Origin of the sequence: Streptomyces peucetius (genome assembly GCF_025854275.1) — a bacterium.
Lineage (GTDB): Bacteria > Actinomycetota > Actinomycetes > Streptomycetales > Streptomycetaceae > Streptomyces > Streptomyces peucetius_A.
Genome location: NZ_CP107567.1, coordinates 6,989,240 through 7,011,358, shown reverse-complemented (window position 1 = coordinate 7,011,358; position 22,119 = coordinate 6,989,240). Strand labels below are relative to the sequence as shown.

At 70.5% G+C, this 22,119-nt stretch carries 15 protein-coding genes and 1 pseudogene; 6 read left to right on the top strand and 10 right to left on the bottom strand.

The window, feature by feature from the left end; translation table 11 throughout:
- The first annotated feature begins 182 nt into the window (after positions 1–182).
- From OGH68_RS31645 to OGH68_RS31630, 4 genes are all read left to right on the top strand, one after another.
- On the top strand, positions 183–1,868 hold the full coding sequence (locus OGH68_RS31645) for a thiamine pyrophosphate-binding protein (protein ID WP_264248797.1): 1,686 nt from the start codon (positions 183–185) through the stop codon (positions 1,866–1,868).
- A gap of 12 nt (positions 1,869–1,880) precedes the next feature.
- Positions 1,881–3,128: a formyl-CoA transferase gene (frc, locus tag OGH68_RS31640; protein ID WP_264248796.1), complete on the top strand. Its 1,248-nt coding sequence runs from the start codon at positions 1,881–1,883 to the stop codon at positions 3,126–3,128.
- Positions 3,128–5,278, top strand: a complete 2,151-nt coding sequence (locus OGH68_RS31635) for an acetate--CoA ligase family protein (protein ID WP_264248795.1) — start codon at positions 3,128–3,130, stop codon at positions 5,276–5,278. Before frc ends, OGH68_RS31635 begins: the two co-directional genes overlap by 1 nt.
- A 118-nt stretch (positions 5,279–5,396) precedes the next feature.
- Positions 5,397–6,785, top strand: a complete 1,389-nt coding sequence (locus OGH68_RS31630; protein ID WP_264248794.1) for an OFA family MFS transporter — start codon at positions 5,397–5,399, stop codon at positions 6,783–6,785.
- A 39-nt stretch (positions 6,786–6,824) separates the two neighbouring features.
- Here OGH68_RS31630 and OGH68_RS31625 read toward each other — a convergent pair whose 3' ends face one another.
- Positions 6,825–7,448: an HAD family acid phosphatase gene (locus OGH68_RS31625; protein WP_264248793.1), complete on the bottom strand. Its 624-nt coding sequence runs from the start codon at positions 7,446–7,448 to the stop codon at positions 6,825–6,827.
- Positions 7,449–7,975: 527 nt separating this feature from the next.
- Between OGH68_RS31625 and OGH68_RS31620 the strand changes: the two genes are divergently transcribed.
- Positions 7,976–8,257 (top strand): hypothetical protein, encoded by a 282-nt coding sequence (locus tag OGH68_RS31620; RefSeq protein ID WP_264248791.1) that lies wholly within the window; start codon positions 7,976–7,978, stop codon positions 8,255–8,257.
- A gap of 512 nt (positions 8,258–8,769) precedes the next feature.
- Positions 8,770–8,892: pseudogene (locus tag OGH68_RS31615) on the top strand (IS5/IS1182 family transposase); the annotation flags it as partial.
- A gap of 776 nt (positions 8,893–9,668) precedes the next feature.
- Here the strand turns inward: OGH68_RS31615 and OGH68_RS31610 are convergent.
- The 9 genes from OGH68_RS31610 to OGH68_RS31570 form a co-directional block, all read right to left on the bottom strand.
- A complete protein-coding gene (locus OGH68_RS31610) occupies positions 9,669–10,832 on the bottom strand; it encodes a sugar phosphate isomerase/epimerase family protein (RefSeq protein WP_264248790.1) in 1,164 nt (387 codons plus the stop codon).
- A 50-nt stretch (positions 10,833–10,882) separates the two neighbouring features.
- Positions 10,883–12,268 (bottom strand): nucleotide pyrophosphatase/phosphodiesterase family protein, encoded by a 1,386-nt coding sequence (locus tag OGH68_RS31605; RefSeq protein ID WP_264248789.1) that lies wholly within the window; start codon positions 12,266–12,268, stop codon positions 10,883–10,885.
- Between the two features lie 19 nt (positions 12,269–12,287).
- Positions 12,288–13,457 carry a metabolite traffic protein EboE gene (eboE, locus tag OGH68_RS31600; RefSeq protein ID WP_264248788.1) on the bottom strand — a complete coding sequence of 390 codons (1,170 nt, stop codon included), beginning with the start codon at positions 13,455–13,457 and terminating at the stop codon, positions 12,288–12,290.
- 12 nt (positions 13,458–13,469) lie between these two features.
- Complete coding sequence (locus tag OGH68_RS31595) at positions 13,470–14,318, bottom strand: TatD family hydrolase (protein WP_264248787.1); 849 nt, start codon at positions 14,316–14,318, stop codon at positions 13,470–13,472.
- Positions 14,318–14,965 carry an EboA domain-containing protein gene (locus OGH68_RS31590; RefSeq protein WP_264248786.1) on the bottom strand — a complete coding sequence of 216 codons (648 nt, stop codon included), beginning with the start codon at positions 14,963–14,965 and terminating at the stop codon, positions 14,318–14,320. The genes OGH68_RS31595 and OGH68_RS31590 overlap by 1 nt, the downstream gene beginning before the upstream one ends.
- The gene (locus tag OGH68_RS31585) at positions 14,962–15,870 is read right to left on the bottom strand and encodes a sugar phosphate isomerase/epimerase family protein (protein WP_264248785.1); all 909 of its coding nucleotides are present in this window, start codon (positions 15,868–15,870) and stop codon (positions 14,962–14,964) included. Before OGH68_RS31585 ends, OGH68_RS31590 begins: the two co-directional genes overlap by 4 nt.
- The gene (locus OGH68_RS31580) at positions 15,867–17,126 is read right to left on the bottom strand and encodes a UbiA family prenyltransferase (protein WP_264248784.1); all 1,260 of its coding nucleotides are present in this window, start codon (positions 17,124–17,126) and stop codon (positions 15,867–15,869) included. Before OGH68_RS31580 ends, OGH68_RS31585 begins: the two co-directional genes overlap by 4 nt.
- Positions 17,123–18,241 (bottom strand): inositol-3-phosphate synthase, encoded by a 1,119-nt coding sequence (locus OGH68_RS31575; protein WP_264248783.1) that lies wholly within the window; start codon positions 18,239–18,241, stop codon positions 17,123–17,125. The genes OGH68_RS31580 and OGH68_RS31575 overlap by 4 nt, the downstream gene beginning before the upstream one ends.
- Before the next feature lie 110 nt (positions 18,242–18,351).
- Positions 18,352–22,047 carry a ThuA domain-containing protein gene (locus OGH68_RS31570; RefSeq protein ID WP_264248782.1) on the bottom strand — a complete coding sequence of 1,232 codons (3,696 nt, stop codon included), beginning with the start codon at positions 22,045–22,047 and terminating at the stop codon, positions 18,352–18,354.
- Between the last annotated feature and the right edge of the window lie 72 nt (positions 22,048–22,119).

Genomic DNA, 22,119 nt, shown 5'->3' with positions numbered 1-22,119 from the left:
ATTCGTCGACTGTATGCAATCTGCACTCCCATGGGCGAGTGAGCCGAAGGGGCGCGCGGGTGCCGAAAGGGAGAACGCGCGGAGGTCCCGAGGAACGAGGGACCGAGCACGATCGACCGTCGGCACACGCTCGAGCGCCCCGGAGGCGAACCGAGCCACAAAAGAAGGGACAGGACTTCGCCATGCCCGACGACAACAGCCAGCAACTCATCTCGGGTGGACACCTGGTCGCCAAGGCACTCAAGGCCGAGGGCGTGGAGGTCGTCTACACCCTCTGCGGCGGCCACATCATCGACATCTACGACGGCTGCGTGGACGAGGGCATCGAAGTCGTCGACGTCCGCCACGAGCAGGTCGCCGCCCACGCCGCCGACGGCTACGCCCGCATCACCGGCAAGCCGGGCTGCGCGGTCGTCACCGCCGGGCCCGGCACCACGGACGCCGTGACCGGCGTCGCCAACGCCTTCCGCGCCGAGTCGCCCATGCTGCTGATAGGCGGTCAGGGGGCCCACACCCAGCACAAGATGGGCTCGCTGCAGGACCTGCCGCACGTGGACATGATGACGCCGATCACCAAGTTCGCCGCCACCGTGCCGGACACGGCACGCGCCGCCGACATGGTCTCCATGGCGTTCCGCGAGTGCTACCACGGCGCGCCCGGCCCCTCCTTCCTGGAGATCCCGCGCGACGTGCTCGACGCCAAGGTCCCCGTGGAGAAGGCGCGGGTCCCGAAGGCCGGCCACTACCGGGCCTCCACCCGCAGCGCCGGTGACCCCGAGGCCGTGGAGAAGCTCGCCGACCTGCTGGTCCACGCGGAGAAGCCGGCGATCCTGCTCGGCAGCCAGGTGTGGACGACCCGCGGCACCGACTCCGCCGTCGAGCTGGTACGCACCCTGAACATGCCCGCGTACATGAACGGCGCGGGGCGCGGCACCCTGCCGCCCGGCGACCCGAACCACTTCCAGCTGTCGCGCCGCTACGCCTTCTCGAACGCCGACGTCATCGTCATCGTCGGTACGCCCTTCGACTTCCGCATGGGCTACGGCAAGCGGCTCTCGCCGGACGCGACCGTCGTCCAGATCGACCTCGACTACCGGACCGTGGGCAAGAACCGGGACATCGACCTCGGGATCGTCGGTGACGCCGGCCTGATCCTCAAGTCCGTGGCGGAGGCCGTGTCGGGCCGGCTGAACGGCGGCGCGGTCAGGCGCAAGGCCTGGCTGGAGGAACTGCGCGCCGCCGAGCAGACCGCGCTCGACAAGCGGCTGCCCCAGCTGCGCTCCGACGCCTCCCCGATCCACCCGTACCGGCTGGTCAGCGAGATCAACGACTTCCTCACCGAGGACTCGATCTACATCGGGGACGGCGGCGACATCGTCACCTTCTCCGGCCAGGTCGTGCAGCCCAAGTCCCCCGGCCACTGGATGGACCCCGGTCCGCTCGGCACCCTCGGCGTCGGCGTCCCCTTCGTGCTGGCGGCCAAGCAGGCCCGCCCGGACAAGGAGGTCGTGGCGCTCTTCGGCGACGGTGCGTTCTCCCTGACCGGCTGGGACTTCGAGACGCTGGTCCGCTACAACCTGCCGTTCGTCGGCATCGTCGGCAACAACTCCTCCATGAACCAGATCCGTTACGGCCAGGCCCAGAAGTACGGCCTGGAGCGCGAGCGGGTCGGCAACACCCTCGGCGACGTCCACTACGACAAGTTCGCCCAGATGCTGGGCGGTTACGGCGAGGAGGTGCGCGACCCGGCCGACATCGGCCCGGCGCTGCGCCGTGCCCGCGAGTCCGGGCTGCCGTCGCTGATCAACGTCTGGGTGGACCCCGACGCGTACGCCCCCGGAACCATGAACCAGACCATGTACAAGTGAGGAGCGCCGGCCATGACCCCGACCACGACCAGGACCAAGGCCCTTGAGGGCATCCGCGTCCTCGACATGACGCATGTCCAGTCCGGCCCCTCCGCCACCCAGCTGCTCGGCTGGCTCGGCGCGGACGTGGTGAAACTGGAGGCCCCGAGCGGCGACATCACCCGCAAGCAGCTGCGCGACCTCCCGGACGTCGACTCGCTGTACTTCACGATGCTCAACTGCAACAAGCGGAGCATCACCCTCAACACCAAGTCGGAGCGCGGCAAGGAGATCCTGACCGAGCTGATCCGCCGCAGCGACGTGATGGTCGAGAACTTCGGCCCTGGTGCCGTGGACCGGATGGGCTTCACCTGGGAACGCATCCAGGAAATCAACCCCCGGATCGTCTACGCCTCCATCAAGGGCTTCGGGGACGGTCCGTACACCAACTTCAAGGCGTACGAAGTGGTGGCGCAGGCGATGGGCGGCTCCATGTCGACCACCGGCTTCGAGGACGGGCCGCCGCTCGCGACCGGCGCCCAGATAGGGGACTCGGGCACCGGCATCCACGCCGTCGCCGGGATTCTCGCCGCACTGTTCCAGCGGGAGAGCACCGGGCGCGGCCAGCGCGTCAACGTCGCCATGCAGCACGCCGTGCTCAACCTCTGCCGGGTCAAGCTGCGCGACCAGCAGCGGCTCGCCCACGGCCCGCTCGCCGAGTACCCCAACGAGGACTTCGGCGACGAGGTCCCGCGCTCGGGCAACGCGTCCGGCGGCGGGCAGCCCGGCTGGGCGGTCAAGTGCGCGCCCGGCGGCCCGAACGACTATGTGTACGTCATCGTCCAGCCGGTCGGCTGGCAGCCGATCTCGGAGCTGATCGGCCGGCCGGAGCTCGCGGGCGACCCGGAGTGGGCGACACCGGAGGCACGGCTGCCGAAGCTCGGCAAGATGTTCCAGCTGATCGAGGAGTGGACGTCGACACTCCCCAAGTGGGAGGTGCTGGAGAAGCTCAACGCCCGCAACATCCCCTGCGGCCCGATCCTGTCCACCAAGGAGATCATCGAGGACCCGTCGCTGGCCGCCAACGAGATGGTCGTCGAGGTCGAGCACCCCGAGCGCGGCACCTTCACCACCGTCGGCAGCCCGCTGAAGCTGTCCGACTCCCCCGTCGACGTGGTCACCTCACCGCTGCTCGGCCAGCACAACGAAGAGGTGTACGTCGGTGAGCTGGGGCTCGGCGACGACGAGCTCCGCCTGCTCAAGTCGAACGGAGTCGTCTAGTGACACAGCACGAAGAACGGCAGGCAGCGGTACGCGCCGTCCTGGCGGGCGCGCTCGCCGAGGGCAGGACCGCCCTGACGGCCCCGGAGGGCAAGGCGGTCACCGACGCCTACGGCATCCCGACACCGGCCGAGGGCCTGGCGGACACGGCCGACGCGGCGGTGGCCCTCGCGGACCGGATCGGCTTCCCGGTCGCCATGAAGATCGTCTCCCCCGACATCCTGCACAAGACGGACGCGGGCGGGGTGCGGGTCGGACTGACGTCGTGCGCCGAGGTGCGCGGCGCGTTCACGGCGATCGTGTCGAACGCGAAGGCGTACGCGCCGGACGCGCGGGTCCTCGGGGTGCAGGTGCAGCAGATGGTGCCGGCCGGGACGGAGGTACTGGTCGGCACGGTCACCGACCCGACGTTCGGGAAGGTGGTGGCGTTCGGCCTCGGCGGTGTCCTGGTGGAGGTGCTGAAGGACGTCACCTTCCGTCTCGCGCCCGCCTCGCGGGACGACGCGCTGTCGATGCTGGACGGCATCCGGGCGGCGGAGATCCTGCGCGGCGTGCGCGGCGGCACGGGTGTCGACCGGGATGCGCTCGCCGATGTGGTGGTCCGGGTCTCGGAACTGGCCGCCGACTTCCCCGAGATCGCGGAGGTCGACCTCAACCCGGTGTTCTCCTCCGCGGACGGGGCGATGGCCGCCGACGTACGGATCCTGCTGAGCACGGAGGTCCCGGCCGAGCGCCGCCGGTACTCCCGCGAGGAGATGCTCGCCTCGATGCGGCGGCTGATGCAGCCGCGTTCGGTGACGGTGATCGGAGCCTCCAACGAACAGGGCAAGATCGGCAATTCGGTCATGCGCAACCTGATCGACGGCGGTTTCCCCGGGGAGATCCATCCGGTGAACCCCAAGGCCGATGACATACTCGGCCGTAAGGCGTACAAGAGCGTGATGGATGTCCCGGGCGAGCCCGATGTGGCGGTCTTCGCCATCCCCGCGAAGTTCGTCGCCGCCGCGCTCGAGGAAATCGGCCGCAAGGGCATTCCCAACGCGGTGCTGATCCCGTCCGGCTTCGCGGAGACCGGGGAACACGAGCTGCAGGCCGAGATCGTGGCGATCGCCGAGCGGTACGGGGTGCGGCTGCTCGGGCCGAACATCTACGGCTACTACTCCACCTGGCAGGACCTGTGCGCGACCTTCTGCACGCCCTACGACGTCAAGGGCGGTGTGGCGCTCACCTCCCAGTCGGGCGGCATCGGCATGGCGATCCTCGGGTTCGCGCGGACCACGCGCACGGGAGTCTCCGCGATCGTGGGCCTGGGCAACAAGTCGGACCTGGACGAGGACGACCTGCTCACCTGGTTCGGCGAGGACCCCAACACCGACTGCATCGCCATGCATCTGGAGGACCTGAAGGACGGACGGGCCTTCGTCGAGGCGGCGCGCGCGACCGTGCCGAAGAAGCCGGTGGTGGTGCTCAAGGCCGGCCGTACGGCGGCGGGCGCCAGGGCGGCCGGGTCGCACACGGGCGCGCTGGCCGGTGACGACGCGGTGTACGACGACGTGCTGCGGCAGGCGGGCGTGATCCGCGCGCCGGGCCTGAGCGAGATGCTGGAGTACGCGCGGGCACTGCCGGTGCTCCCGGCGCCGCAGGGCGACAACGTCGTGATCATCACGGGCGCCGGCGGTTCGGGGGTGCTGCTGTCGGACGCGATCGTCGACAACGGTCTGTCGCTGATGGAGATCCCGCCGGACCTGGACGCCTCGTTCAAGGCGTTCATCCCACCGTTCGGCGCCGCGGGCAACCCGATCGACATCACGGGTGGCGAGCCGCCCTCCACGTACGAGGCGACGATCCGGCTGGGCATGGAGGATCCCCGTATCCATGCGCTGGTGCTGGGCTACTGGCACACGATCGTCACACCGCCGATGGTGTTCGCCGAGCTGGCGGCGCGCGTGGTCGCGGAGTTCCGGGAGCGCGGCGTCGAGAAGCCGGTGGTGGCGTCGCTCGCCGGTGACGTGGAGGTCGAGGAGGCGTGCCAGTACCTCTTCGAGCGCGGTGTGGTGGCGTATCCGTACACCACGGAGAAGCCGGTCGCGGTCCTCGGTGCGAAGTACCGATGGGCCAGGGCGGCCGGCTTGTTGGGGGGCGGTCGATGAGCTGAGCGACGGCTCGAACCACGGGGTCTGCGGTGACCGCTCGCCGCGGACCCCGGTGCGAAGAGAAACGGACAGGGGGCGCTGGCCAGACTTCTTCCACGCGAGGGGTTCGATCACCATGACGACAACCGACATCTCCACATCCGTCCCCTACAGGGAGGTGACGGACGCAGGCGGGCGCGTGTACCGGATCGGCGAGTCCGATATCGACATCATGGGCCGCAAGCGCAAGTGGATGGTCATCCTGCCGTGGATCGGCATGATGGGCATCAGCTCGGCGGAGTACGCGTTCGCGTCCGCCGAGGACACCCTGCACACCGCGCACAGCTGGAGCAGCGCGCACATCTTCTGGATGCTGGGCGTCTGGGTCTTCTTCCAGGCCGCCGTGGCCTTCCCGGCCGGAAAGCTGCGGGAGAGCGGCAAGTTGCCGGCCCGGTGGGCGATGATGCTCGGCGCGGTGGGCACCCTGCTGGGCTATCTGTCACTGGCGTACGCGCCGCACGTGGTGGTCGCCTACATCGGCTTCGGCATGTTCAGCGGCATGGGCGCGGGCATGGTCTACGCGACCTGCGTCAACATGGTCGGCAAGTGGTATCCGGAGCGCAAGGGCGGCAAGACCGGTTTCGTCAACGGTGGTTTCGCCTACGGTTCTGTGCCGTTCGTGTTCATCTTCACCGGCTACATGGATCTGACGAACTTCCGCTGGGTGCTGGTCTGTGTCGGCCTGTTCCTGGCCGCCACGGTGGCCGTGGCGGGCTTCTTCTTCCAGGACCCGCCGAAGAACTGGTGGCCGGCGGAGGTCGACCCGCTGCGCAAGCCCGACGACCCGCGGGCGCGGCGCGCGCTGGAGAAGAACCCTCCGGCGGTGAAGCAGTACACGCCGAAGGAGGCATGGCAGACGGGCCGTGTGGGGCTGATGTGGTTCTGTCTGCTGTGCACGTCAGGCGTGAACATCTTCGGCATCGCCTTCCAGGTACCGTTCGGTGACGAGGCAGGGTTCGCGGGCGGGATCGTCGCGACGGCGATGTCGCTCAAGGCGATCGTGAACGGTACGGGCCGCGGTGTGATCGGCTGGCTCTCCGACCGTTACGGCCGCAAGGAGTGCCTGATCTTCGTCTGTATCGTGCTCGGCCTCTCGCAGTACGGCATTCTCTGGTCGGGCAACATCCACAACCTGCCGCTGTTCCTGCTCTTCTCCAGCATCTCCGGGTTCGGCGGCGGCGCGATCTTCCCGATGTTCGCCGCGATGACCGCGGACTACTTCGGTGAGAACAACAACGCCTCCAACTACGGGCTCGTCTACAGCTCGAAGCTGGTCTCGGGTCTGCTGGGCTCGGGCATGGGCGCCGTGGTGGTCGGCGCCTGGGGCTACGGCGGAGCGTTCGTGCTGGCCGGGTCGATCTCGTTGTTCGCCGGCTTCGTGGCGACGTTCCTGTATCAGCCGGGACGGCCGCGGAAGGGCCGGATCACGGCCAATCCGCAGCCGATCAGCCGGGATGTGGGCTGAGGCGCCGTTCAGGGCCTGTCACGGGTGGGGCGGGGGCGGCTACGACAACTGGCCGTCGTAGTCGGGGAGCTTGAAGGTCCGCTCGGCGTGGCCGCCGACCAGGTCGGTGGTGTTGTTGCCGATGTTGGCGATGATCGTGTAGCCCTTGGCCTCGATCTCGGCGCGCTTCTCGGTCTTGTAGGCGCTGACCTCGTTGAACAGGTCGGGCAGATCGCGGACGTAGAGGCCGTCGACCGGGTAGCCGACCCGCTTCAGGTTCCAGTCCGTGAGGGAGTGGATGATGCCGGGGCGCGCGGTGACGAAGAAGACGGCGACGCCGCGGGAGTCGGCGTAGCGGGCGAGTTCGCGCATCCGCTCGATGGCCGGCGTGGGCAGCTCCCAGAAGGGGTGGAAGTGCGTCTCCAGCGAGGTGTTGTCGATGTCGAGGACGATCGCCTGCTTCTCGCCGTCGGCGTCGGCGGTGCGCTGTTCGATGTAGGGCCGGGCCTCGTCGACGACGGCGGCGACATCGCGCAGCCAGGTGCCGTAGTCGACGCTCTGCGTCTGCGCGGCCGTTGCGGCCTGTGTGGTCTCGGCGTGGGCGGAGCCGACGGGGAGGGCCGCGACGAACGTCAGGGCGGCGGCGGTCGCGGTGGTGCGGACCGTCCAGATGCGTGCACGCATGGGGGGTTCTCCTGGGTGTGGAGGCAGCTCAGGTAGCCCGTCCGGCCCGGGTCGACCGAACGAGTTGACATGCTCGCGCTTAATGATGGACGGCAGGCGACGTTCTTACTACCGGTCGGTAGCGTCTTTTGTCTCCCGACTTGCGCGGATCCGGACCGGGTCACCATCGGCCCGACGGCCGCGATCCACAGCGCGGTTCACACGACGCCGCGTGGCCAGGGAATCCGCGCGTACGCGAGCTTCCTCGACCGGGCCTCGTTCAAAGCGACGTTCTGTTTCGACTGCCACAAGATCGGGATACATCGAACAACGGTGACGCCCGCTCTTGCCCCGAGTTTTCCGCACCGGATCCTGGCGTCTGCCGGAGGTCCAACGATGCGCGATGACACAGGGCTGACGCAGCACAACCTCGAGGCACGCGCGTTCCTCGGCTTCATCCCGTTCAGCAGGCTTCCAGGAAGTGCATGCTGAGGCCGACTTGATCTCCCTCCATACGGATTCGTTCACGAAGCCATATGGAGCTCGCAATGGAAAACTCGACGCTGCCCACGGCCGTGGTCGCCGCCCTCACCGATCTCGACTCCCTTCGCGACCGGCTGACCGACCTGCTAAACCTGCTGGGCGGCTGGCACGCAGCCGGCCAGCGGAACCCTTTTGAAAACCGCATGATCGGGCAGCTCTACCAATGCCTCCGGCACGGCCGCCGCTTCGACGAGGACGTTGCCCTCCCACCTGCGTCTGTCCTGGTGGTCGCCGGTTGGCCCGCCTGCGGCGTCGGGGGCTGGACCACCCACGGTGCGAAGCGCTGACCAGGAGTTACGTCGTCGCGCCAGTACCGCAAAACGATTTCCTGCACGACCTCGATCCGTTCCGCCGCGATGAGACACGAGACCGGCTCCGGCCCACCCGCATCCGCCTCGAAGGCGACAAGGACAGGCGGTTCTTCACCGATCTGGCGGGCGACTCTCGCGAACTCCTCGCTCGTCGGCGCGCGGAACACCGGGTCGAGGAATTTTGCCGGGCAGCTGACAAGAGTCGGGTCCCCGAAGACCAACTCCAAGCCGTGGTAGTAGGTGAGATCATGCGCGGCCGCCAGCCGAAGCTCAGCGGCGTCCCAGGCAATAACGTCCCAGTCCCACCAAGACCCCTCGGGGAGACGGATGCCCACGCGCCGGCGTTCCGCGTCCACCCTCAACTCCCCTCATCCGTTCGAACAGATCGACAGGCTACACACGGAGTCAGCGCAACGAATTGACTTCCTGCGCGCCTGAAGTGTCTGGACAGCCCGTTCACCGGGCTGCGCCTGCGGGCCCTCTGGAAGCTGGTGGCGGCGTACCGGTGCATGGACTTGACGACGCGGCAGTTCGCGCCGCCCTGCGGGGTGTCCAATTCGGTGGCGGACCCCACCATCGATCACCTTGGGCCGATGCTCGCCCTCCAGCCCGCAAGCGGTTCGTCACATCAGGCGCAGGGATGAGAGAGCACCATGACGCACCGAGCCCATCGGCATCGTGGTCGGCGGTCGCAAGGCCGTGGCATACGACTACTGGGGCGGCGTGCGGTCCGTCATCCGCATCGACCCGAGCTTCCCGCTCGAGGTCGTGCAGGGCCTCGCCGTGTTCTCCCGCCTCATCGTCACAAGGAGTACTCCTCGATGCGGGATCACAGGCTGGGAGGCCATGAAGCCCGGTGGCTGCCGGCCGTCCTCATGGAATGAGACGACGTGCTGGTGAGCGGGTTCCGGCCCTGCCGCCCACGCATCCGGTGGACTACTACGGGAGCATGTCCATCATGACAGGTCAGCGGCGCTTTTCGTAGGACGGAACGCACAGTTCGTGAGCCTTGTCCGAGCCACTCCCCGACTCCCAGAATCCCTTTCTCGAATAGCCCGGAGACAGGGGGAACATGGAGAAGATCGATCACGACGCGGTGCTGCGGGCCCGCGTGCTGCTGCTGGGTTCCGGTCGACTGAGCATGCTCGAACAGGTCCACGCCTACCGGGTTCTGGCGGAGGTGTACCCGAAGGCGTATTTGCCGAAGCTGGTCGACGTGCTCCTCTCGATGAGCTACCGCAGCCGGGACCCGGAGGTGGACCTGACGCTGGCCGCCGAGGCGGTCGAGGCCGCCCGGAGGATCGAGGCCGGGGCGCCGAACCGGGCAGAACGGCTGGACGGCGGCCCGCCCGGTGGACCCCAGGCCACCGGGTGGGCCGCCGCCGGGTCAGCGGCGGGCGCGCAGCGCCGCGAGGTTGAGGTAGCTCTTCCGGGCGACCTCGAGGGACTGCCCAGGGACCGTGGCGCTCGGTGCGCCGTCGTGCTCGATCATCGGGTTGTGGTAGTTTTTCGCCCCCACCCGCCGGAAGAACGTGCGGTAGTCGATGTCGCCCTCGCCGAACGTCACCATGTCGTAGCCCTGGCCGTTCTGGGTGTTGACCGTGCCGTCCTTGGCGTGGAACAGCGGATAGCGCACATTGTGCCGGGCCACCAGACCCGCCGGGTCGAAGACCTGCTCCCGCTGTGAGCCGTCGTGGGCGGTGTAGGTGTGGAACTTGTACTGGGCCACGTGCGCCCAGTAGATGTCCATCTCCAGCCAGACGACGTGCGGGTCGGTGACCTGGAGGAAGTACTCCAGCTTGCGGATGCCCGAACTGCGGGTCGGCCGGCCCTGGTCGTCGAGCGGTCCGCCGTCGAGCAGGAAGCCGTACGCCGAGTCGTGGTTGTGGGTGTAGAGCTTGACGCCCTCACTGCGGGCGATGGCACCGAGGGCGTTCCACTTGTCGGCGGCGACGTCCCAGTCGGCCCGGTACGAGCTGCCGGTGGGGTCGCCGCCGGTGCCCATGTGGCCCATGCCGAGGATGTTGGCGATCTCCAGGGACTGCTTGAACCGGTCCAGGTCGGAGGGGGTCAGCGGCCAGGAGCCCGGAATGAAGCCGTGGTTGCCCTGCGCCCGCAGCCCGTACTCGTCCAGCCACGACCGCAGGAGCTTTGCGCCCTCGACGGTCTCCAGGTTCGCGCCATCGGGGGCGTTGGCGTGCTGGCGGTAGCCGGCGAACTCCACCTGCTGGTAGCCGTGGCGGGACAGCTCCTTGAAGACCTCACGGAAACCGGACGGCAGATCGGTCGACAGCGGATCGCGGCCCGTCGCGTCGCGGACCGTGTAGAGGATGATGCCGCGCTTGTGCGGCGGAACCAGCGCCGAGCGTCCGTGGTCCGCGGCTCTGTCGTCCGCCGTGTCCGCCGCCAGGGCGGGCGAGGCGCCGAAGACGGGGGCGGCGACCGCCGCGGCAGCGGCGGCGGTGCAGGTGCTGAGGAAACGGCGGCGGCTGACGCCGAGGGTGCGGCGCAGGCTTTCACCGGTGGCGGATTCGTCGTTGAACGCGGTCACGATGATCTCTCTTTCCTTCACGGGGGTGCGGAGGTGTGACGGTCGCCGCCTCAGTGGAGGCCGGCCAGCCGGAGCAGCAGGGACTTCACTTCGGTGGCCTCGACGCGGCCCGACACGGCGCGGGGGGTGGAGCACAGGACGAGCGGACCTTCTTCGTCGCTCGCGGGGAGGCGGCCATGGCTGCCGCGGATCGGTGACGGATCCAGCGGCACGACCGCGAGGCGGTAGCGCATGCCGAGCTTCTTGCGGGCCACGGCCCCCGCGGCTTTCAGCCGCACATACGGGTCGTGCGGGTCCATGAACAGCTCGACGGGGTCGTAGCCGGGCTTGCGGTGGATCTCGACGAGCTGCGCGAAGTCGGGGGCGCGGGCGTCGTCGAGCCAGTAGTAGTACGTGAACCAGGCATCGGGTTCGGCGACGGCGACGAGCTCGCCGGAGCGGGGGTGGTCGAGCCCGTAAGCCTTCTTGCCCTCGTCGCCGAGGAGTTCGTCGACGCCGGGCAGGTCCGCCAGGGCCTCGCGGGTGGCGTCGAGGTCCTCGGGCCGGCGCACATAGACGTGGGCCAGCTGGTGGTCGGCGACGGCGAAGGCACGGGAGGCCATCGGGTCGAGGTACTCCATGCCGTCCTGGGTGTGCACCTCCAGCAGTCCGGCCCGGCGCAGCGCCCGGTTGATGTCGACCGGGCGGCTCACCCGGGTGATGCCGTACTCGGACAGCGCGACCACGGTCCGGCCCTCCTGCCGGGCGTCGTCGAGCAGTGGGCCGATGACCGCGTCGAGGTCGGCGGCGGCGCGGTGGGAACGCGGGTCGTCGGGGCCGTAGCGCTGGAGGTCGTAGTCCAGGTGCGGCAGGTAGCACAGGGTCAGATCGGGCCGCCGGGTGCGCATGATGTGGCGGGTCGCGTCGGCGATCCACCGGCTGGAGACGATGTCGGCGCCGGGGCCCCAGAAGCGGAACAGGGGGAAGGTGCCGAACTTCTCGGTCAGCTCGTCGTGCAGGGCCGGCGGACGGGTGTAGCAGTCGGGTTCCTTGCGGCCGTCGGCGTAGTAGACGGGCCGGGGAGTGACGGTGATGTCGGTGTCGGCACCCATCGCGTACCACCAGCAGATGTTGGCGACCGTGTAGCCGGGGTGGGCGCGTCGGGCCGCGTCCCAGATCTTGTCGCCGGACACCAGGCCGTTGTGCTGGCGCCACAGCAGTACGTCGCCGAGTTCGCGGAAGTACCAGCCGTTGGCGACGATGCCGTGCTCGGCGGGGAGGGTACCGGTGAGGAAGGTGGACTGCGCCGCGCAGGTGACGGCCGGCAGCACGGTGGTCAGGTTCGCCTGCGAGCCGGCCGCGGCGAACGCCTTGAGGCGGGGCATGTGGTCGAGGAGCCGGGGGGTGAGGCCGACGACGTCCAGGACCAGAAGGGGGGTGGGGCGCTGGTCGCTCATGGCAGTTCCTTCACGTCCTTCACGGCAGCTCTTTGAGGCCGAGGTCGGTGAGCAGGTCGCGGGCGAGGGTGAGTTCCGCGGCGATCCCGTCGGCGAGCTGGGTGCGGGTGCGGGGGCGCAGCTCGGCCGGGAGGGCCTGCCAGGTGTAGGTCTCGACCTCGAGATGGCGGGTGCGGGGTTCGGGGACGCCCACGAGCCGGGTCAGGGTGTCCTGGAGCACGGGAAGGGTGGAGGTGAGCGGTGCGGCGGGCGGGGCGTGCAGGGGGACGTGGAAGTGGGCGCGCCAGGGCCCGCCGTCGGGGAGCGTGTCACCGGCCACGGCCTGGCCGAGGTCGTCGGTGCCGCGCAGTCCGGCGGCCGTGAGGGTCCGGGTCTGGTGCAGGAAGCGGGGCTCCGCGAAGGCGGCCAGCGCGTCGCGCACCTCGGGCAGATGAGGCTCCTCGGCGTGCAGGGCGGCGGACAGTTGCGCCTTGGGGACGGACACGCCCGCCGCGGCAAGAGCGGCGAGGGCGGTCTCCGGGTCTTCGAAGGAGGTGGCGAGATGGCAGGTGTCGACGCACACGCCGATACGGCTGCCGGGCAGTGCGGACAGAGGTCCGATCGCGTCGGCGGTGGTCTCCACCGTGCAGCCCGGCTCCGGTTCGAGGGCGATCCGGATCGACTTGCCGGTGAGTTCCTCGAGTGCGTCGAGCCGCTCGGCGAGGGTGGTCAGCGCGGCACCGGCGGTGGCGGCCGCGCGCTCGTCGAAGTCGGTCCGCCAAGCGAGGGGCAGGGTGGAGACGGTGCCCTCGGTGACGTCGTCGGGCAGCAGGGCGGCGAGGAGACGGGCCAGGTCCGTGGTGTGGGCGAGGCGTTCGGCGTCCGCCCAGTCGGGTTTGTAGACGCGGTACTTGACCTCTTCCGCGCCGAAACCCTCGTAGGGGAAGCCGTTGAGCGTGACCACCTCGAGGCCGCGCCGTTCCAGTTCCGCGCGCAGTCCCCGCAGCGCGGCCGGGTCCGTGATCAGCGAGCGGGCGGCGTCCTTGGCGAGCCACAGGCCGATGCCGAGACGGTCACGGCCCAGGCGTCTGCGTACCGGCTCGCAGTGGTCGCGCAGCTGGGCGAGGACGCCGTCGAGGGTTTCGGCGGAGTGGACGTTGGTGCAGTAGGAGAGGTGGACGGTGGAGCCGTCGGGGTGACGGAAGCGCATCCGTGGCTCCTCTCATTCCCCGCCGCGCAGGACGGAGTTGCCCTCGTGCAGGGCCTCCGGCTTCGGGACGTCGAGCTGGAGCCGGCCGCTGAGCCCGTAGAACGCGACCGGGTTGCGCCACAGGACCTGGTCGACGTCGTCCTCGGTGAAACCGGCGGCGAGCATGGCGTCGCCGACCTTGCGGGTCTTGAGCGGGTCGCTTCTCCCCCAGTCGGCGGCCGAGTTGATCAGGACCTTCTCCGTCCCGTACGTCCGCAGGACGGTGACCATCCGGTCCTCGTCCATCTTGGTGTCCGGGTAGATGGAGAAGCCGAGCCAGCAGCCGCTGTCACGGGCGGGCTTCACGGTCGTCTCGTTGAGGTGGTCCAGCAGGACCCGGTCCATGGGCAGGCACGACTCACGGACGACGTCGACGGTGCGGTGCAGACCGGCCAGTTTGTCGCGGTGCGGCGTGTGGACGAGCGCGGGCAGGCCGTGGTCGGCGGCGAGCTGCAGCTGCGCCGCGAGCGCCGTGTCCTCCGCGGGCGTCATGGAGTCGTAGCCGATCTCGCCGACGGCGACGACCGAGTCCTTGACGAGATAGCGGGGCAGCGCGTCCAGAACGGGCGTGCAGCGGGGGTCGTTGGCCTCCTTGGGATTGAGCGCGACCGTGCAGTGGTGGGCTATGCCGTACTGGGCGGCGCGGTACGGCTCCCAGCCGAGCAGGGCGTCGAAGTAGTCGAAGAAGCTGGCCGGGGAGGTCCGGGGCTGGCCGAGCCAGAAGGACGGTTCGACGAGGGCGCGCACCCCGGCCGTGTACATCGCCTCGTAGTCGTCGGTGGTGCGGGAGGTCATGTGGATGTGGGGGTCGAAGATACGCATCACAGCTCCTGGGGCCGCTGGGGCTGCTCACCGGTCAGGGTGAGCGCGCGCTCGAGATCGTGGGGGATGTCGCGGCCGGCGGCGCTGCGCTCGGCGGCGTAGTCGGTGAGCATGCGGGCGAGTTCGGCGTCACCGGCCGCCCGTACGGCCAGGTCCGCGACCGCGTCCAGGGGCACGCCGGTGAACAGGCACTTGAGGACGGCGTGCCGCCAGGCGTGCGGGTCGAGATGAGCGGCGGCGTACGGGCCGACGGCGGCCGAGACGAGGCGGGTGTCGTTGGTGCGCAGCGCGTCGTCGACGAGGTGCACGGCGCACGGGCCGTCGACCAGGGCCGGCAGCGCCAGGAGCACGGCGCGGCGTTCTGCGGCGCTGCCCTGCCGGTAGAGCCGCGTCAGGGTCTCGACGCCCGCGCGGGCCTCGACGAGCAGGAGCGTACGGACGGCGTCCGCGTTGTCCTGGCCGCAGTGCCGCCCGGCGGCGGCGAAGCTCAGCTCCCAGCTGTGCGAGGTGTACGGGGACGACTCGACGGGGGGCGCCTGCGCCGCCCGGGCGGCGTCGGCCAGCGCCTCGTCGAGCCAGGCGCGGGCGGCGTCGTCGGCCAGCCGGGCGCCGACGTCCGCGCGGGTCCAGGGTGCGGTCTGCGTCACGGTGCCGGTGCTCCCTTCGTGACTGCGGTGCGGAGGAACTCGATGGACCGGCGGGCCAGTTCGGGGCCCGCGTGGGAGTGGCGGGGCAGCTCGACGACCGTGAGGCCCTGGTAGCCGGTGGCGGCGAGCGCCGCCAGCACGGGCGGGAAGTCGATCTCCCCTTCACCGAACGGCAGATGTTCGTGCACCCCGCGGCGCATGTCCTCGATCTGCACATGCCGCAGCCACGGCGCGGCCGCGCGGACACATTCCTCGGGCGAGTCCGGCTCCAGGCACCGGCAGTGGCCGATGTCCAGGGTCAGACCGAGGGGCGCGGGATTGCCGAGCGACGTGCGCAGGTGGTGGAAGTCGGCGATGCTCTCGAGGAGGTGGCCCGGTTCGGGCTCGATCGCGATCGGCACACCGGCGAAGGCGGCCGCGTCGAGCACGGGCAGGATCGCCTCCTCCAGACGCTTCCACGCGGTGTCGTCGTCGGTGCCGGGCGGGGTGATGCCGCTGAAGCAGTGCACGGCGTGCGCGCCGAGGTCGGCGGCGACCTGCACGGCGGTCACCAGCAGCCGGGTGCGGGCCGCCCGGCCGTCCGGGTCGGGGTCGAGCAGGGACGGGCCGTGCTTGCGGCGCGGGTCGAGGACGTAGCGGGCGCCGGTCTCGACGGTGGTGGTCAGGCCCAGCTCGCCGAGCCGGCGGGCGACGCGGCTGGTGCGCGCGGCGAGGTCGGGGGCGAGCGGGTCGAGGTGCATGTGGTCGAGGGTGAGGCCGACGCCGTCGTAGCCGAGGTCTGCGAGGAGGCCGAGGGCGTCGTCGAGACGGAGGTCGGTGAGGCCGTTGGTGCCGTAGCCGAGGCGGAGTGGTTCTGCGGTCGTCTCTGTGCTCGTGCTCGTACTCGTACTCGTACTCGTGCTCATGTGACGCTCACCTTCCGCGCGAGCTTGCGGGCGATCGGTACGAGCGCCATCACGGCGAGCCCGGTGCCGCCCGCGCCGGACCGTGCGGCGAGAGCGGCCTGGAGCGGGATCATGGCGCGGATCCCGCCGCCGACGGCGCGTTGGGTGAGGGGAGGGGAGGGGTTGAGGGCGGCGCGGAGGTACGGCGTGACGGCGGTACGGAGGTACGCGGCGGCGAACAGGACGGGGGCGGGCCCGGCGGGTGGCCGGGCCAGTGCGGCGCCCAGGGCGGCGGTGGCGGTGAGTGCGGCAAGGGGTGTGGTCGTCGAGCCGCCCTGCGTTTCGTGGCGGGACACGGAGGTGACGGCGTAGGTGTGCGCGGCGAGCGCGGCGGCGACGCGGGCGGCCCGGGCCGGCGTGGAGAGTCCCCCACCCCGCCCCTTCCCGAAACCCTGACGGGACCCGGGGGGTTCCGCCCCCGAACCCCCCGCGGCAGCCGCGCGCCGTGCCACGCGGGGCGGCATGCCCGCGAGCGGGGCGCCAGCCGCGGGCCCGGACGCACCCGGCCGGGGCGAGCCGGCGGCGCGGACGGCGCCGGCCGAGGTGGAAAGTCCCCCACCCCACCCCTTCCCGAAACCCTGACGGGACCTCGGGGGCTCCGCCCCCAGGCCCCCCGCGGCAGCTGCGCGCGGCGCCGCACGGGGCGGCATGCCCGTCGCGAGCGGGGCGAGGGGCTCTGCCCCCGGGCGCCCTGCGGCGGCTGCGCGCCGTGCCGCACCGGTCGACGCGCCCGTCGCAAGCGCGGCGGAGTGCGTTGCTGTCGCGCCCAGAAGGACGTCCAGGCCGCGGGCCGCGGCCATCGTGGCCGGGGCGGCGCGGGTGTGCTTCAGGTGCAGGTCGTAGGCCCAGACCGTGGCGGACAGGGCCGTGGCCACGGCGAACGCGGGGCGGCCGGCGCGGGCGGCGAGGGTTAGGCCCGTCGCGGTCAGGGCACCGGCCGCGGTCAGGGCCGCGCGCGGGGTGATGCGGCCCGAGGGGATCGGGCGGTGCGGCCGGTCGACGGCGTCCTCCTCGCGGTCGGACCAGTCGTTGAGCGCCATGCCCGCCTCGTACAGGCAGAGCGACGCGCCCACCGCGTACGCCGTGCCCCGGTTGGGGCGCAGCCCGGCCGCGGCCGCGCCCGCGAGGGCGTCGCCCGGCACCGTGAACAGCGCCGACACCCGCAGCAGTTCGGCCCAGTCCCGCAAGCGTGCCCGGGAGAGCAGGAAGCGGATCACCGCGCCTCCCGCAGGCGGTCCGCGAAGGACAGCAGGGCCGTGAACTGTTCGGACAGGCCCGCCGGGCCGCCGTCCGGGTCCTTGAAGTAGAAGCCGAGTTCGGGCAGCGGCCCGGCCAGGCCCGCCTCGTGGGCGCGGGCCAGCAGACGGGCCAGGTCGAGGACCAGGGGGGCCGCGAGAGCGGAGTCGCATCCCTGCCAGATGGTCTGGAGGATCATCCGGGAGCCGAGGAAGCCGTCGAAGGCGATGTGGTCCCAGGCGGTCTTCCAGTCGCCGAGCGCGGGGACGTCGTCGATGTGGACCTCGCCCTCCGGTGTATGGCCGAGGGTGTCCGCGAGGACGCGTTCCTTGCCGGCGTTCTTCGCCGCGGCCGCGGCCGGGTCGGCGAGCGCCGCACCGTCGCCGCCGCCCAGCAGGTTCGTGCCCGACCACGCCCTGACGGAAAGGGCGCGTTGCAGGAACATCGGCGCGAGCACCGACCGCAGCAGCGTCTGGCCGGTCTTGCCGTCGCGGCCGGCGTGGGGAAGTCCACTGGCCGCGACGGTGTCGGTGAGGGCTTCGGTGCGGAGCCCGGTGGAGGGGGTGAAGTTGACGTAGGGGCAGCCGGCCCGCACGGCGGCGGCCGCGTAGAGCGAGCTGGGCGGCAGCCGCAGCGCGCCCGCCTCAGGGAGGGGTTCGGTGGAGGAGACGCCCACGACGACGACCCGGGCGAGCCCGAGACGCTCCTTGAAGGACGTCATGTCGTCCGCGAACGCGGCGATCAGTTCCTCGTCGGTGCGGGTGTCGCCGGCGCCGGGCCCGCCGGGACGTATCTCACGGTCGGCGGCCTCCAGATCGGCCCGGACCGCGGAGGCGAGCCCGTGCGGCAGGACGCCCGCGTCGGTGAGGTGTTCGGCGCGCTTGGGCAGCGGGCAGTGGGCGGTGTCGTGTCCGCCGAAGACGAGTGAGTGCAGGGCGGGCAGCCCGGTACCGGTGAAGGCCGGGGTTTCCGTGACCATGCCGGTGGGCGGGTGCAGTCCGGCGGTGACCGCCGCGCATCCGGCGACCGCCGTGGTGGCCACTGAACCGCGTGCTCCGACGAACCAGACTCCGGTGCGTGCGTTCCCGTCTGTCACGGGCTGCCTCCCTGCCAGGTGGTTGTTGCGATGGGGTGGAGGACGGCGGGCGGGGGGTACGGCGCCTCCCCGCCCGCCGCCGGCTCTTGGGGCGGCCCTGGCCCAGGGGCCTACGAGGGCAGTTTCTTCAGCTGGATGTTCCGGAAGGACACCTGGTCGTCGGCCCCGTGGTTCTGGATGCCGATGTAGCCGTCCTTGAGGCTGCGGGCCGGGTCGGTGTTGGTGAAGTCGTTGATCTTCTCTCCGTTGAGGAAGACCTGCAGACGCTCGCCCTGGACCCGGATCTCGTAGCTGTTCCACTGGCCGGGCGGCTTCAGGGCCGCGTCGCGGGCCTCGATGTTCGCCGACTGGAAGCCGTAGACCGCGCCGGTGGTGCGGTCGGCGGCGTCGGTGGCGTCGATCTGGATCTCGTAGCCGTTGTTCACCGCGGACCACGGGTCGTCGGAGGCGGGGAAGCCGACGAAGACACCCGAGTTGTCGTCGCCTGCCATCTTCCAGTCGAGCTTCAGCGAGTACGAGCCGAGCTCCTTGGCCTGGTACCAGAGCATGCCCATGCCGCCCTTGGTGTGCAGTTCACCGTCGACGACGTCGAAGCTGCCCGGTCCGGCCTGCTTCCAGCCGTCCAGCGTCTCGCCGTTGAAGATGGCGCGGTAGCCGGTGCGGGGCTTGCAGTCGGCCTTCACCTGTCCGGTCGCGTACCGCAGGCCGCCGAGGAGGTGCTTGCGGAAGGCCGGCTCGGCGTACGACTCCTTGGTGTGGCCGCCGCCGGTGTAGAAGGCGCGGCCGCCCTCGTACGCCTGGCACCAGGCGATCGGGTGGTCGCCCTTCATGGTGCCGCCCTCGTAGGTGGTCTCGTCGAGGGTGGCGAGCACGCGGGCCTGCTCACGCGGGTTGGTGCGGTAGTTGTACCACTCGTCGGTGCGCTCCCAGGGGCCGTCGATGTGGGCGGTGGCCGGGTGGTCGTGGTCCTCGACGCGGACGGTCGCGGGCTGGATCTGCGGGTGGGAGTCGAAGTAGGCGCCGACGAGGCCGCCGTAGAACTCCCACTCGTACTCGGTGTCGGCGGCCGCGTGGACGCCCATGTAGCCGCCGCCGGCGGCGACGTAGTCCTCGAACGCCTTCTGCTGGTCGGCGTTCAGGACGTCACCGGTGGTGGAGAGGAAGACGACGGCGTCGTAGCGGGCGAGGTTGGTGGCGGTGAACTGGCCCGCCGCCTCGGTGGCGTCGACGGTGATGTCGCCGCTCGCGCCGAGTTCCTTCAGTGCGGCGACGCCGGCCGGGATGGAGTCGTGGCGGAATCCGGAGGTCTTGGAGAAGACCAGGACGCGGTTGGCGGTGCGGTCGACCGGGGTGTCGGAGAGCTTGAAGTCGTCCACGTCGTACAAAGCTCCCGCGCCGCCCTTGAAGACCAGGAAGAGCTTCGTGGTCCTCCCGGTGGCGCCCCGCAGGGGTACGTCGATGTCCTGGAAGGTCTCCCAGCTGCCGGTGACGGGGACCGCCGCGGAGCCGAGGAGCTTGCCGTCGACGGAACCGGAGCGCACCTCGAGGATGCCGCCGGAGCCGCCGGAGGAGACCCGGGCGGTGAGCTTCTTGGAGCCGGCCAGGTTGTACGTGTCGAAGGAGATCCAGTCGCCGTTGTGGATGTCGCCGACGGTCTTCCCGCCGTGGGCCGCGGCCTTGTCGAAGGTGTTGATGCCCGACTGGTCGTCGAAGTGCTCGGCCTGCCGGTGGCGGGGCTGCAGCTTCGCCTGGTCGTGGCTGGTCAGCGCGGCCTGGCCACCGCCTCCGCCGTCGGTGTACTCGGCGTCGAGGACGCCGAAGATGTTGGCGTTCGGGTCGTGGCCGCCGTCCGCGGAGGTCTTGATGACGCCTTCGCAGCCCTTGGCCGAGGTGATGGGGTGGCCGTGGCTGTCGTGGCCGAGGATGTAGTTGACCGTGACCTTGGCGCAGTCGACGGTGCCGTCCTCGGGATCGGTGACGGTCACCTTGAACGGGATGTCGTCACCGAAGTCGAACAGCGCGCCGTCGGCGGGCAGTTCGAGCTTGACCTCGGGTGCGGTGTTGCCGACGACGACGTGGACGCTGGCGGAGCCGGTGCGGCCCGTCGGGTCCTTGGCGGTGACGGTGGCGGTGTAGGTGCCGTTCTCGGCGTACGTGTGGACGGGGTTCGCCTCGGTGGAGGTGTTCCCGTCGCCGAAGTCCCAGCTGTAGGCGAGGGAGTCTCCGTCCGCGTCGGTGGTCCCGGCGGCGGAGAAGGTGACGCGCAGCGGCGCCTGGCCGGACGTCTTGTCCGCGGATGCCTCGGCGATGGGTGAGCGTCCGCCGGTGGCGTTCTCGATGCGGTAGAGGCCGGCGTTCTCGTCGCCGCCGAACCAGGCGGTGCCGTAGTCGAGGACGTACAGCGCGCCGTCCGGGCCGAAGGCCATGTCCATGACCTGGGTGCCGGTCCACGGGACGGGGTTGATCGACTGGACGGTGCCGTCCTCCGCCGTCTCGATGCGCTTGATCCAGCGCCGGCCGAACTCACCGGCGAAGAAGTCGCCGTCGTACTCCTCGGGGAACTTCACCGGGGAGTCGAGGCCGGCGTCGTAGTGGTAGACCGGTCCGCCCATCGGGGACTCGGAGCCGCTGCCGAACTCGGGGACGGAGCCGCCGTCGTACGGGATCCAGGCCGGCTGCGCGGGCGGCAGGTCGACGAGGCCGGTGTTGTGCGGCGAGGTGTTCTTCAGGTTGGCGCAGTCGAAGGTGGCGCCGGAGGTCTTGGTGGCGAAGTCGTAGTCGACGTAGGGGTCGTTGTCGCCGGTGCAGAAGGGCCAGCCGAAGTTGCCGGGGCCGGTGACGCGGGCGAACTCGACCTGGCCGGCCGGGCCGCGCTTCGGGTCGGCGGTGCCGGCGTCGGGACCGTAGTCGCCGACGTAGAGGATGCCGGTCTTCTTGTCGACGCTGAAGCGGAACGGGTTGCGGAAGCCCATGGCGTAGATCTCGGGACGGGTCTTCTCCGTGCCGGGGGCGAAGAGGTTGCCCTCGGGGATGGAGTACGAGCCGTCGTCGTTGACCTTGATGCGCAGGATCTTGCCGCGCAGGTCGTTGGTGTTGCCGGAGGTGCGGCGGGCGTCGTAGGCGGGGTTGCGGCCGGGACGGTCGTCGATGGGCGTGTAGCCGTCGGAGGCGAAGGGGTTGGAGTCGTCGCCGGTCGACAGATAGAGGTTGCCCTCGGCGTCGAAGTCGATGTCGCCGCCGACGTGGCAGCAGATGCCGCGGGTCGCCGGGATGTCGATGATCTTCTTCTCGCTGGCGTTGTCCAGCGTGCCGTCCTCGCCCAGGACGAACCGGGAGAGCCGGTTGACGCCGTCGAACTTCGCGAAGTCCGCCGCGGTGCCCTCATTGGGGGCGTCTCCCGTGGGGGTGTCCATGGGCGGCGCGTAGTAGAGGTAAATGAAACGGTTCTGCTCGAAGTTCGGGTCCAGGCCGACGCCTTGGAGGCCCTCTTCGTCGTGCGAGTAGACGGGGACGGTGCCGACGACGCGGGTGTTGCCGGCCGCGTCCGTCATCCGCAGCTCGCCGCTGCGCGAGGTGTGGAGCACGCTGCGGTCGGGCAGCACGGCCAGCGACATGGGCTCGCCGGTCTCCTCCCCGCCCTTGGCGAGGGTGACCTGCTGGAATTCGTCGGCAGCCGCGGAGACGGCCGCTTCGGGGTCGGCGGCGGACGCGGTGGTCGGCGCGGTGAGGGCCAGCGAGGTGGCGGCGAGAAGGCCGCCGGTGAGCAGTGCGAGTGCCTTGCGGCCTCTGGGCCTTGTTCTGTGCACGGATGTCCTCCGGTAATGCCGGTCGAACGGGCGGTGTGCCGTGGAACCGGAGTGCGCCGTCACTCCCGAACC